Here is a 13,011-nt window from a genome sequence, read left to right as displayed (position 1 = left end):
TCTGCAAATACTGGGCTGTTGAAGTTCGCTCCGGAGCAGTTCCTTGAACCTCAGGCGCCATGTGAATGGCGAATGTGCAAGTAGGGGATACCGGTTCACGACCGTTACAACGTGCAGAGCGAGACGATGATGCATAGCATGAACAATCACCTGTAACTAGTTGCCGTAAGGCAGAACGCCGGGTGAGCTGAGCTTATTGTCTAACGAGGGTGGTACCACGGTCTTTTCGTCCCTTACCGGGAGAAAAGACCTTTTTTTTGTTGTCTGAAAAGCTGGATATGAAGAAAGGGGACTGAACAGGCGATGAGCGAAACCATCCAAATGAAGGAACATTTGCTGGCCTTGAAGGAAGAAGCACTGGAAGTATTGGAGAAGGTGGCAACACCCAAGGAGCTGGCTGATTTACGGGTCAAATATTCGGGGAAAAAGGGCGCACTGACTGAAATCTTGCGCGGTATGGGCAAGCTGAGCGCGGAAGAGCGTCCGGTTGTTGGACAGGTAGCCAATGAGGTGCGCGAGGCGATTGAAGAAGTCGTTAACCGTAAGCAGGACGAGTTCACGAAAGCAGAAACGAATGAGCGTCTGCAAGCGGAAAAGATCGACGTTACGCTGCCTGGACGCGCGTTGCCGCAAGGTGGACTGCACCCGCTCAACAAAGTGATTGAGCAAATCGAGGATATTTTTACAGGTATGGGCTATCGAGTGGCTGAAGGCCCACAGGCAGAGACGGATTATTATAACTTCGAAGCATTGAACCTGCCTAAAAATCACCCAGCACGGGATATGCAGGATTCATTTTACCTGACCGAGGATCTGTTGATGCGTACCCATACGTCACCGGTTCAGATTCGTGCGATGGAAGCGATGAAGGGCGAAACGCCTATTAAGGTTATCTGTCCGGGTACAGTTTTCCGACGTGATGATGACGATGCAACGCATTCTTTTCAATTCCACCAAATTGAAGGGCTTGTCATTGGAAAAGACATTCGTATGAGTGATTTGAAAGGAACCTTACTTCAATTTGCACGCGAAATGTTCGGAGAATCGACCGAAATCCGTTTGCGACCAAGCTTCTTTCCGTTCACAGAGCCGAGTGCTGAAGTAGACGTGACTTTTGTGAAGAAAAATGGCGAACGTGTATGGATCGAAATTTTGGGCTGTGGCATGGTCCATCCGAAAGTGCTGGAGATGGGCGGTTTTGATCCCGAGGTGTACAGCGGCTTTGCATTCGGTATGGGTGTAGAGCGGATTGCTATATTGAAATACGGTATCGACGATATTCGTCATTTTTATAACAGTGACCTGTCGTTCCTGAAACAGTTTGCGCGTCAATAAACAACTATATCAAGGGAAGTGAACCCATATGAAAGTATCATTCGAGTGGTTGTCCGAGTATGTATCGCTGGACCAGGTAAGCGCGGAGGATCTAGCAGAGAAAATCACCCGTTCGGGTATAGAAATTGATGAGGTCGAGCAGCGCAATCAAGGGATTACTGGCGTCGTTGTCGGCTATGTTAAAAGCAAGGAAAAGCATCCAGATGCTGATAAGCTGAATGTATGTATTGTCGATGCAGGTCAAGAGGAAGATCTGCAAATCGTGTGTGGTGCCAAAAACGTGGATGCAGGTCAAAAGGTTCCTGTTGCAGTTGTAGGGGCAAAGTTGCCGGGAGATTTCCACATTAAAAAAGCCAAGCTACGCGGTGTTGTATCTATGGGCATGATCTGCTCGGCCAAAGAACTGGGCATGAATGACAAGCTGCTTCCAAAGGAATTGCAAGAAGGAATTTTGGTGCTGCCTGAGGATGCTGAAATTGGTATGCCAATTACGAAGCTGCTGGCGCTGGATGATCAGGTACTGGATTTTGATCTGACACCCAACCGTTCGGATTGCCTGAGCATGCACGGAGCAGCATATGAAGTGAGTGCGATTCTGGGACGTGACATTTCGCTAGCTGATCCGGCTAAGGATCTGGTGGAAATTAGCGATGCAGCAGCAGATCATCTGTCCGTGAAGGTAGATACTCCTGAACTGTGTACGCACTATGCGGCCCGTTATATCACAGGTGTAAAAGTGGCGGCTTCCCCATTATGGATTCAAAACCGTCTGATGGCGGCAGGTGTTCGTCCGATCAACAACATCGTAGATATTACGAACTACGTCATGCTGGAATACGGTCAGCCGCTGCATGCTTTTGATGCGGATAAGCTGGAAAATGGAAATATTGAAGTTCGACTCGCTCGTGCCGGCGAAACATTGATTACACTTGACGATCAGGAGCGTAAGTTGGAGCCGCATATGCTGCTGATTACAGACGGTGTGAAACCAATTGCATTGGCAGGCGTGATGGGTGGAGCCAACTCCGAGGTTACGGATGCGACGGTCAGCATTGCGCTGGAATCTGCGAAGTTTGACGGCGGTACAGTTCGCAAAACGTCTCGTCAACTTGGACTGCGTTCAGAAGCAAGTCTGCGTTTTGAAAAAGAGGTTGATCCGGGCGCTGTTGTGCCTGCTGTGAATCGTGCAGCTGCGCTGATTCAGCGTTATGCGGGAGGCACTGTACACCAGGGCATCGTAGAATCTGCGTCTGCAAAAGCTGAAAACCGCATTATCAAGCTGTCGCTAGATAAAATAAACCGATATTTGGGAACCGAACTGTCGCTGCTTGAGGTGAAAACGATTTTCGGTAGACTTCATTTCGGATGTGGCGACGCAGAGCAAGGGGTACTGGAAGTTGAAGTACCTACACGCCGTGGAGATATTACCATTGACGTGGACTTAATCGAAGAGGTAGCTCGTCTGTATGGTTACGACAATATCCCGACCACGCCGATTGAAGGGCCGACAACTCCGGGAGCTTTGACAGCATCGCAATCATTGCGCCGCTCCCTGCGCAGATTGCTGGCTCATGGTGGTTGGCAGGAGACGATCAGTTACTCTTTTGTACATCCGCAAAGTACGGGGTTATTTAATGCCCTGACAGAAGGTAGCCATCCGGTACGTTTGGCTATGCCTATGAGCGAAGACCGTAGTGTTTTGCGTACGAGTATCATTCCACAGATGCTGGATACAGCAGTGTACAACATGAATCGCAAGCAAGACAATCTGGCGATTTTTGAGATGGGAACGGTATTTTATACAGAGGAACAAACATTAACCCGTCAGCCGCAGGAAATTCAAGTGCTTAGTCTACTGCTGACTGGGGTACGCCGTGAAAAACAATGGAATATTGGTGCTGAAAAGGTTGATTTCTTTGATATTAAAGGCGCGCTTGAAACGGTGTTTGAGTATTTCGGGTTGAGTGCCAGCATTCGTTATGTGGCTGACCAACCGCAAAGCTACCATCCGGGCCGTTCCGCTTCGGTATGGCTGGATGTGAATGGGAACTCTCAACGGATCGGTACCATTGGGCAGATTCATCCGGAGCTGCAACAATCTTATGGGCTGAATGATACGTATGTAGCGGAAATTGCGTTGCAACAGGTCGTTGAACACGCAAACTCTCATATTCAGTTCAGAGAGCTGGCTCGCTTCCCATCCGTGGAACGTGACATTGCCCTCGTGGTAAATAAAGACGTTGAGGCAGGTGAACTGCTTCGTGTTATTCACGCTGCAGGCGGAGAGCTATTGCAGGATGCGCGAGTGTTTGATGTATTTACAGGCAGTAAGCTTGGTGAAGATAAGAAGAGCGTAGCTATCTCTCTTACCTATCGTCATTGGGAGCATACGTTGACGGATGAAGAGATCAATGCGGCGCATACTCCTGTCGTTACGTCTCTGGAACAAACTTTTGGAGCGGAATTGAGAAAGTAGCAGGAAATGCGGGAAGCTGTATCGAATCTTAGTGACAGAGGTTCGATACGGCTTTTTGGCCTATCATCATAGGAGCTCTCTTACTCTGATATTTACCCGCTGCGGGGAAGCCGGACTAATAAGGTTGAACGCTTCACGGAAGGCGGGTTACCATAGTACCGGACACACCTTAGAATCAACATACAGTAGTATTGAAGGAGGGCATAATTGTGACTACACCAGATCGTACTCGCGTCACTGTAGAGATCTACGGTACTTCTTATAAACTCGTCGGCAGCAATACCGATTATATGAAGCAGGTTGCCAATTACGTGGATGAGCGTATGCACAGCATTTCTCAAGCTCATTCGCGTCTGGATATGCCCCGAATTGCCGTGCTGGCTGCGGTTCATATGGCAGAAGAAGCTGTACAAATCCAGGAAATTCAGAGTCATATGAACCGCTTAGCAGCGGAACGAGCAGAGCTCCGGGGGGATCTGGCGCAACTCCAGACGGCTCTAGGGGAACAGCAGCAAAAAAATACAGATATGCATCAATCTCTTATTCAACTAAAGGAAGAAAAGGAAGCAACGCAGAAGAAGCTGATGGAAACCGAATCTGTATCAGCCAAGGAGATTGCCCAATTGAAGGCAAAGCTGGAACAGCAGGAGAAAAAAGCGGCTGAACTTGAAAATGGACAAAAACAAGCTAAACGTGAATTAGAGGAGTCTCGTCAAGAAGCTTCTCGCAAGCTGAAAGAGCAGCAGGAGGCGGCCAATGCTCGTATCCGGCAGATAGAAGAGCAGATGAAGAAGGAAGTGGCTGAAGCGGCTAAACAGGCTGAAGCCAAGCTGTCAGCTGCAGAGAAGACTCATCAGGAGCAAAAGCGTACAGAACTGGACAAGCTGCGATCTGCTTTGCAGCAAGAGCATAGTAAGAAGGTAAGCGAATGGCAGACCAAGTGCTCCGGGCTGAATGAGCAGCTGGAGCAGGAACGTAAACAGGCTGAATTGGCGTTGAATGAAGAAAAGCTACAGCATCAGGAAGCGCAGAAACGAGCTGATGAAGCTGCACTGGAGCAGGAGATTCGGGTCGAGGAGCTTCAGGAACAATTAGAACAAGTACAGGCAGGCAGTAGAGAGCTTTCTTCTCGTCTGGGAGAGGCTCAAGAGCAAGCAAGAGTACTGAAGCAACAACAGTCCGAGCTGGAGTCTGTGCTGGAAACACAGCGACAGGTTGCGATAGAGCGAGAGCAGGCAGATACGCTTGCGCGTGAAGAACTGCAAAGCCGATATGATCAATTAGAAGCTGAAGCCAAGGCTACGCAGCAGCAGACGGCTAAGCTGGAGGAAGAACAGCGGCGGATGCAGAAGCTGCTGGAGCAAGCTCACGTATCTTCTCGCAAGCTGCAAAGTGAGCTGGCTACGCTAGCTGAAAGCGAGAAGTCATGGAAGAAACTTGCAGAAGAACGCCAGTTGGCAGTTGATGAGCTGGAGCTCTCCCTGCTGGAAGCACGTGAACAGAAGGAAGCGATACAGGAGCAATTACAGCACGCAGCGGCTGAGCTCGAAGCTATTAATGATAAATTTGCTTCACAACAGCAACGGCTAGTTCAACTCGAAGCGAGAATCAAGGAGCTTTCACCTGAGCTGATTCGTGTTCAGGATGAGCTTGAGAAAGCCAAAGTCCGAGAGCAAGAGGGAGCGAAGGCGTATCAATCGCTTCAGGAGCAATATGGAAGCATGAAGAGCCGAGCTGGACAGCTGGAGCAAAACATCAAGCAGCTTCAACAGGAAGATCACGAACGGCGGAGTAAACTGGAACGTGCTGAGGAAGAATCTCTGGAGTGGCAACTTAAATACGATCAGTTGAAGGCAGAAGCGGAACGTCTGGAAGCTGAAGATGCTGCCCGTAAGGAAGAATTTGCATCTTGGGAACGTGAAATAGCGGTAACAGTTGAACAAAAGGAACAGCTTCAGGAGGAGACTCGTTTGGCGGTTGAAGCTGCCAAAACGGCGAAAGCTGAACAGCAGTCCATAGAGCAGGAACGAATGGCCTTGCAGTCTGAATTGGACGAAGTGGGTCAAAAATATGAAATGGCGGCGCATCAGCTTCGTTTGTTACAAGTACAACAGGACGTAGATCGGGAAAATACGGAGAAGATTTCTACAGAATTACGTCAATTACAGGAAGAATACACTAAGCTTCAAACGGAGTACAATGAATGGATTGAACTTATCGAACAGGATCAGTAGATACGGATTATAAATGTATGGCAATCCCCGGCTGCTCATCGCCGGGGATTGTTTGCTTATTGTATCCACTCAGAAGTGTTGATGACAAAAAGCTGTCCTTTGGCAGACGAAATTCTGCTTCGGGACAGCTTTGCCGGGAGGGTCTACTGAAATTATTTCCCGTCTTTGCGACCGGCTTCAAACGGTGTCGATACCGGAATGAACAGGTCGATAATCCCGATAACCAATGCAGCGAGCAATGCGCCCAGAACGGAAACACTGACATTGGTCACCACATACTGAGCGATCCAGATAACCAGAGCGCTCACTAGAAAACCTACGATACCGCGTCCAAATGGAGAAACGCGTCGGCCGAACACTGCCTCGATGATGTAACCAACCAAGGCAATGACAATGGCAAGAATCAGCGCGCTCCAAAAGCCGCCTACACTAAATCCGGGAACGATCCAGCTTACGACCATCAGCACCAGAGCGGCAACGATGAAACGTACAATGTGCCCGAGAATGCTCACGGAATAACCTCCTTTGTTTTTTGAATTTACAGGGTTAGACAAAGGTTAGTGTGTGGCATGAAGAGCTTTCTTATGTGTAAAACAGAGTTGGCAAATAGCGTAAGTTTGCTGCTTTCGGTATAATATAGATATAAGTGAAAGGAGTAGTGAAGTTGGACTCTAAAATTTTCAAAACCCTTGAATATCAAAAAATTCTAAATAAACTAAGTCACTATGCCCAAACGGCAACGGGACAACAGACAGCCCTTCGACTACAGCCCAGCGATGATTTGGAGCATATCAAGAAAATGCTGAAAGGCACGGATGAGGCTTATGCTGCTGATCGCCTCAAAGGAGTGCCTTCATTTAACGGAGTAGTAGATATCACTCCGGCGGTGAAGCGTGCCCGTATTGGTGGAACGTTAAGCCCGCAGGAGTTGCTTGGCATTCGGACAACAGTTCAGGCCGCACGCCGTATACAGGTATACGTGACAAGTTTGCATGAGGAAAATCCTGTCGAAACATTGCTGTATTGGAGTGAGCAGCTTTCGGAGCAGAGAGGTTTGGAAAACTCCATTAAAGGCTGTATTGACGAGAATGCTGAGGTGCTGGATTCTGCCAGCACAGAGCTTTCTCAAATCCGTCGGGAGCTGCGCTCGGGAGAAGTGCGTATTCGTGAAAAGCTGGATTCCATGATTCGTTCCTCAACTGTCTCCAAAATGCTTCAAGATCAGTTGATTACGATTCGCGGAGATCGGTTTGTGATCCCGGTTAAGGCCGAATACCGTTCTTATTTTGGCGGAATTGTTCATGATCAATCCGGGTCTGGTGCAACATTGTTTATCGAGCCTGAATCCATCGTAGCCATGAACAATAAGCTGAGGGAAACAAGGCTGAGAGAAGAGCGTGAAATTGAAGTCATTTTACAAAAGCTGACCGCACTCGTCGCAGAACAAGCAGATATGTTGCTGTATGATGTGGACATTTTGGGCAATCTTGATTTTATTTTTGCAAAAGCGCGTCTCGCCCGTGAAATGAAGGCAACCTTACCTTTAATGAATGACCGCGGATATTTGAAGCTGAAAAAGGGCAGACATCCTCTAATTCCGTTGGAGCAGGTTGTTCCCATTGATGTGGAGTTAGGCAATTCATACACCTCTATTATCGTTACCGGACCGAACACAGGGGGGAAAACCGTTACCCTGAAAACCATTGGCCTACTTAGCTTGATGGCGATGTCTGGACTGTTTGTACCTGTTGAGGATGAAAGCCAGCTATGTGTATTTGATGCAATCTATGCCGATATTGGTGACGAGCAGAGCATTGAGCAAAACTTGAGTACATTTTCCAGTCACATGACCAATATCATTAGCATCCTGAAAAATATGACGCCAAAAAGTCTTGTATTGCTTGACGAAGTGGGGGCAGGAACGGACCCCGCAGAAGGTTCGGCTCTGGCTGTATCTATTTTGGAGCATATACATGCCATGGGTTGCCGCATGGTTGCGACGACTCACTATAGTGAATTGAAGGCGTATGCCTATGAGCGCAAAGGAATTATTAATGCAAGCATGGAGTTTGATGTCGCTACATTAAGCCCGACTTACCGCCTTCTGGTCGGTGTACCCGGACGAAGTAATGCATTTGCCATTGCCGAGCGATTGGGATTGCCAGGGCGTATTTTAGACTATGCCCGTGGTGAGGTAACGGAAGAAGACCAGCGCGTTGAGCACATGATCGCGTCACTGGAGCAGAACCGTTTGACAGCTGAGCAAGAACGGGAAAAAGCGGAGCAGCTACGTAAGGAAATGGAAGCATTGCGTAGCCGTCATCAGATGGAGCTGGATAAGCTGGAGTCCCAACGGGACCGTATGCTGGAAAAAGCTGAGGACGAAGCAAGGGTTCTCGTGGATAAGGCTCGTAGTGAAGCAGAGAAAATCATTACTGATTTGCGTAAATTGGCTCAGGAAGAAGGGGCCTCGGTTAAGGAGCATAAGCTGATTGCAGCTCGCAGAGAACTGGATGAGGCTGAACCGAAACAACGCAAAAAAAGTACCGTCAAACGCCCGGCTGCTACGCGTACTCGTTCTATCATGGCTGGCGATGAAGTATCCGTCCACAGTCTAAATAAAAAAGGCCACGTGGTTGAACTGTCCGGTACCAAGGAAGCTGTGATTCAACTGGGAATCATGAAGATGAAGGTCAGTCTGGATGATCTGGAACTACTGCAACCTGCACAAACAACGACTCCAAGAGTTCAAAAACCAGTGACTGGCGTTAAGCGGACACGGGATGATAACGTACGAAGTGAACTTGATCTTCGGGGGGCGAACGTGGAGGAAGCCTTGATGGAAGTGGACCGCTTCATGGATGAAGCGTTTCTGGCCAATCTGGGTCAGGTACACATTATTCATGGTAAAGGTACGGGTGTCCTGAGAACCGGTATTCAGGAGTACCTCCGCAAGCATAAGCATGTGAAAAGCTACCGTATCGGTAATTACAATGAAGGCGGCACAGGCGTAACAGTTGCTGAATTGGAATAGCTAGGGGTTGCCGGCTTTGCCCGGGAACGCTTGGTAGAACGGGAGGGACGAAGTGAAGATGGCGATTGATGAATTGCTGTCACATCCGTTGGGGATGATGCTGGGTTATTTCTCGGTGGCGGTGCTGGAGCTAATTGTATTTTTGTCGTGTTTTGAGCTGGTAACCCGCTATAAATGCTGGGAAGAGATCAAGCGCGGCAATGTTTCGGTAGCCATGGCTACGGGAGGGAAAATGTTCGGTATTTGCAACGTACTCCGCTTTGCAATGGAAGCCAAATCCAGTGTGTATGATACGATGATTTGGTCGTTCGTTGGCTTTTTACTGCTTCTTGCGGCGTACTTTCTTTTTGAGTTTCTGACACCAGTATTTTCTATCGATCAACAGATTAAAGAGGATAATCGTGCTGTCGGCTTGTTCTCCATGATTATTTCCATATCTTTATCTTATGTGATCGGTGCCAGTGTAACTTGACACACTTGTATACTAGAGCTTGGTATACGCTTGGAACGGAAGGATGATAAAGCTTGGAAATGACTATTTGTCCATGGTGTAACATGGAAATTATTTGGGATGAAGAATTAGGACCTGAGGAAGAGTGTCCTTATTGCCATAATGATCTAAAAGGGTACTCTGACATCACCGATGATGAAGATGAGTCTGTTTCTCCACCTGTTCATAGACATGCCGGTGAGCATGGACATGAAGAGACGAAACATGATCATGTGGCTTCTGTAACCCCGGCGCCCCACTCTCATGAAAAAGAAGACCTGAAGGGTTATCGGACACTGAGTATTCAGCTCGGTGATGATGAGGAGCAGGATATTTTATATGAGGCAGAGGATGAAATCGTAGTTGAAAAACCGGTTGATGCACCGTTGTTGCAGGATAATGAGCTTCATAAGTTGCCTGTGCTGCATACTTTGCAAAAATTTGAAGAAAGCGGTGCGGATCTGATGGCTTATGAACAAGGCGCTGAACAAATACTCGACAGACAAGATGAGGTTCTTGAATGTTCTCAATGTGGGGAGTACATGCTGCATGCAGGTTCGCAAACCGTAACCAGAGAAGGTTTTGAACCGTCGATGTCTCCAGCGCTGGGCAAGCCCGTTCTGGATTTGCCGTTCGTCTTGAATGTTTATGTATGCCCTAGCTGCTTCCATGTCCAGCAGACACTGTCAGAGAATGACCGACTGCGGATGCTGGAGAAGCTCAGCGGTATTTCCAACAATTAAATAGCAATCCCCCGGATAGGCCCAAGCTCAATACGGGCATCTTAAATCGAAGAAATCTTTGAACAAGCTGGCTTGAAATAAGCTGATTGGTGATTTTTCGGTTAGGGGGAACTGCATTGAAATCAAACCTGAACGGACAATCCATTCTGCTATTAAGCTTGAATGGATTGTTTGTGTTTGCAGCAGCATTGTCAGGCACATTTCTTAACGTGTATTTGTGGAAAAGCAGGCAGGATTACGCGATGATCGGCTGGTTTAATGTTAGTCAACAAATTGCACTGGGAATTATGGTCTGGGTGGCTGGAAAGTGGGTCAAGGAACATAACAAAATGAATGCCCTACGCGTGGGGACCGCATTATCAGGCCTATTTTATCTGATCGTGTTATATACGGGACCGCAGGCTGTGAACTACATATGGCCGCTCGGGATGCTGCTGGGTGCAGCATTAGGTTTATTCTGGCTGGCGTTTAATGTGATTTTTTTCGAAGTCACGGATCAGGCAAGCCGTGATCATTTTAACGGATGGGTGGGTCTGCTGGGCTCGTTTTCTGGTATAGTGGGTCCTTGGCTGTCCGGTTGGATTATTGCCCGTATGGAGGATGACGCAGGTTATCGCGTGATATTCAGTATTTCCTTGGCCTTTTATGTCGTAGGAGTGGTGCTTAGTTTCTTTCTTCGCAAACGTAAGCCGACAGGAAATTACAATTGGAAAGAGCCCAAGCAACGATTGTCACAAAAAGGGAGTATGTGGCGTCCGTTGTCGTTATCGCTTATTGCCCAGGGCATCCGTGAAGGGGTGTTTGCCTTCCTGATTACGCTGCTCGTATATGTAGCTACCCAACAGGAATGGAAGCTGGCACAGTTTTCACTTATCACCTCGGCGGTATCATTTTTCAGCTTTTGGGCTGTCGGAAAATGGCTCAAGCCACACTATCGTTCGGCGGGTATGCTGTTGGGTGCCGTGTTGTTGGTGATCGCGCTATTACCGTTATTGTGGCGTATGGAGTATAGCACACTACTGATTATGGGGATCGGCACCGCTTTATTTATGCCTTTATATTTAATTCCCATGATTTCTGCGAGCTTTGATTTAATGGGGACGAGTAAAGGAGATGCCAATCAGAGAGTGGAACTGGTTGTACTGCGCGAACTATGCTTAATGGTAGGCCGATTGACCGGAACACTCATTTTCTTGGGTGTCCTAAGTATCAGCAAGGCTCCTACGGCGATGATCTGGTTGTTGATTGGCCTTGCATTGATGCCAGTGCTCGGATGGTTTTTTATGCGAAGTGTGCTGAAAATGGAACAAAAGACGAAGCAGAGCAAATCTCATTCCCATGCACAACGCTGGCACAAGCAAACCGAATAGTTTGAAAATACATTAAAAAAGACCTCCAGACCCAATTAGTAGGGGAAAGAGGTTCTTTTTGTATTCATATGTTAAACCATCGGTTCTGTTGTTTCAGGCGAGGGCTTGGTAGTACGGTTTAGAGAATAAAGCTCCATTTCAGGTCGGTGTGTGCCCGTCAGTTCATCAGCCAATAGCTGTGCGGCCATCATACTCGTAACCGTCCCATTTCCCCCGTAACCCTCCAAAAAATAGCAGTTTGGAAAACGTGGATGTGGACCAATATACGGCAAGCCGTCGTGAGAGGAGCCGAATACAGCCGCCCAAGCATAGTCGATCTGAAATGGAACACCCGGAAAATGCTCCTGTAGCGTTTGCAGCAGCTTTTGCTGTTGGTGTAGCAGCCTGATTTCACGTTGATGGGCGTCCAGTACAGGTTCATCCAAACCACCAATAATGATGCGTCCTTCCGGTGTTGAGCGTATGTACAGATAAGGACGAGTAGTTTCCCAAATCAGACACTGCTCATACCACAAGGGAACATCTCCGATTGGATTGGTGGCGATAGCATAAGAGCTTTCTAGAACGGCTCCGCGATCTGATTTAATCTCCTGTGTTTCATAACCCGTTGCAAAAATGATTTTTTTCGCTCGGATAATTCCACCGCTGGTATAACAAACAACTTCATTTTCATTAAATTCAAAATGCTTGGCTTCCGTATGCTCATATAAGCGTACACCGAGACGGCTGGCGGATTGCAACAGTCCTTGGGCAAACAAAAATGGATTAACCTCGGCATCTTCGTGCGTGTACAAGGCTGCTGATTTTCGAAAAGGAAATCGGGCTGCAATCTGTTGCTCATCCCAGTATTCGACGGGAAATCCAAACCGGGTTAGCTGTTTGTACTCTTCCTGAAGGATCTGCACATCCTCCGATGTACTTGCATAGTACAGGCTACTGCGGCGTATAAAGGACGGATCAATTTCCAGCGTGGTAGACAGTTTTTCCAACTGATCCAGAGCATCTTTGCACATACGGTAAAACAGTACACCGTTCGTTTCACCAAACGTATTGATGAAGGAGGTTAAGGTCTTATCATTGCTATATTGCAGCAGTCCGGTATTGGCCGAAGAACTTCCATGTACCAGCTTGCGTTTATCAATAACCACGGTGTCTACCTGTCGTTCTCCCAATAGCCGGGAGCAGATGGACCCACCCATCCCGCCTCCGATGATCAGTACATCACAATTTAAATCCTCTGCCAAAGGCGGAAAATCCGATGTTTGCTCCAAGGTACTCGGCCAATACGTATTCCCGCTAATCAATTCCATATAAACAGCACTCCTTATA

The 13,011-nt window shown here is 47.8% G+C and carries 9 protein-coding genes; 7 read left to right on the top strand and 2 right to left on the bottom strand.

Features of this window, described 5'->3' with window-relative positions; genetic code table 11:
- Positions 1 to 303: 303 nt before the first annotated feature.
- From pheS to BM358_RS03870, 3 genes are all read left to right on the top strand, one after another.
- A complete protein-coding gene (gene pheS / locus BM358_RS03880; protein ID WP_269321413.1) occupies positions 304 to 1,335 on the top strand; it encodes a phenylalanine--tRNA ligase subunit alpha in 1,032 nt (343 codons plus the stop codon).
- 28 nt (positions 1,336 to 1,363) lie between these two features.
- Positions 1,364 to 3,811, top strand: a complete 2,448-nt coding sequence (pheT, locus tag BM358_RS03875) for a phenylalanine--tRNA ligase subunit beta (protein ID WP_028542963.1) — start codon at positions 1,364 to 1,366, stop codon at positions 3,809 to 3,811.
- Between the two features lie 209 nt (positions 3,812 to 4,020).
- On the top strand, positions 4,021 to 6,045 hold the full coding sequence (locus BM358_RS03870) for a cell division protein ZapA (RefSeq protein WP_028542962.1): 2,025 nt from the start codon (positions 4,021 to 4,023) through the stop codon (positions 6,043 to 6,045).
- 152 nt (positions 6,046 to 6,197) lie between these two features.
- Here BM358_RS03870 and BM358_RS03865 read toward each other — a convergent pair whose 3' ends face one another.
- The gene (locus tag BM358_RS03865; RefSeq protein WP_023987773.1) at positions 6,198 to 6,557 is read right to left on the bottom strand and encodes a phage holin family protein; all 360 of its coding nucleotides are present in this window, start codon (positions 6,555 to 6,557) and stop codon (positions 6,198 to 6,200) included.
- 152 nt (positions 6,558 to 6,709) lie between these two features.
- Here BM358_RS03865 and BM358_RS03860 point away from each other — a divergent pair, with 152 nt between their 5' ends.
- From BM358_RS03860 to BM358_RS03845, 4 genes are all read left to right on the top strand, one after another.
- Positions 6,710 to 9,079 (top strand): endonuclease MutS2, encoded by a 2,370-nt coding sequence (locus BM358_RS03860; protein WP_023987774.1) that lies wholly within the window; start codon positions 6,710 to 6,712, stop codon positions 9,077 to 9,079.
- Positions 9,080 to 9,137: 58 nt separating this feature from the next.
- Entirely contained in the window at positions 9,138 to 9,551 is a 414-nt protein-coding gene (locus tag BM358_RS03855) for a DUF350 domain-containing protein (RefSeq protein WP_013309402.1), read from the top strand.
- A 53-nt stretch (positions 9,552 to 9,604) separates the two neighbouring features.
- The gene (locus BM358_RS03850; RefSeq protein WP_028542961.1) at positions 9,605 to 10,312 is read left to right on the top strand and encodes a hypothetical protein; all 708 of its coding nucleotides are present in this window, start codon (positions 9,605 to 9,607) and stop codon (positions 10,310 to 10,312) included.
- 116 nt (positions 10,313 to 10,428) lie between these two features.
- A complete protein-coding gene (locus tag BM358_RS03845) occupies positions 10,429 to 11,682 on the top strand; it encodes an MFS transporter (RefSeq protein ID WP_023987777.1) in 1,254 nt (417 codons plus the stop codon).
- A 71-nt stretch (positions 11,683 to 11,753) separates the two neighbouring features.
- On the opposite strand, the gene BM358_RS03840 is transcribed toward BM358_RS03845, so the two are convergent.
- Entirely contained in the window at positions 11,754 to 12,992 is a 1,239-nt protein-coding gene (locus tag BM358_RS03840) for an NAD(P)/FAD-dependent oxidoreductase (protein WP_028542960.1), read from the bottom strand.
- Positions 12,993 to 13,011: the final 19 nt, after the last annotated feature.

Origin of the sequence: Paenibacillus sp. cl130 (assembly GCF_900116035.1) — a bacterium.
GTDB classification, from domain to species: Bacteria; Bacillota; Bacilli; order Paenibacillales; family Paenibacillaceae; genus Paenibacillus; species Paenibacillus polymyxa_B.
This window is presented reverse-complemented; position numbering and strand designations above follow the sequence as displayed.

Excerpts from the sequence above, each read along its gene's own strand:
- BM358_RS03855 (WP_013309402.1), top strand. The coding sequence starts at position 9,138 with ATGGCGATTGATGAATTGCTGTCACATCCGTTGGGGATGATGCTGGGT.
- pheS (WP_269321413.1), top strand. The coding sequence starts at position 304 with ATGAGCGAAACCATCCAAATGAAGGAACATTTGCTGGCCTTGAAGGAA.
- pheT (WP_028542963.1), top strand. The coding sequence starts at position 1,364 with ATGAAAGTATCATTCGAGTGGTTGTCCGAGTATGTATCGCTGGACCAG.
- BM358_RS03840 (WP_028542960.1), bottom strand. The coding sequence starts at position 12,992 with ATGGAATTGATTAGCGGGAATACGTATTGGCCGAGTACCTTGGAGCAA.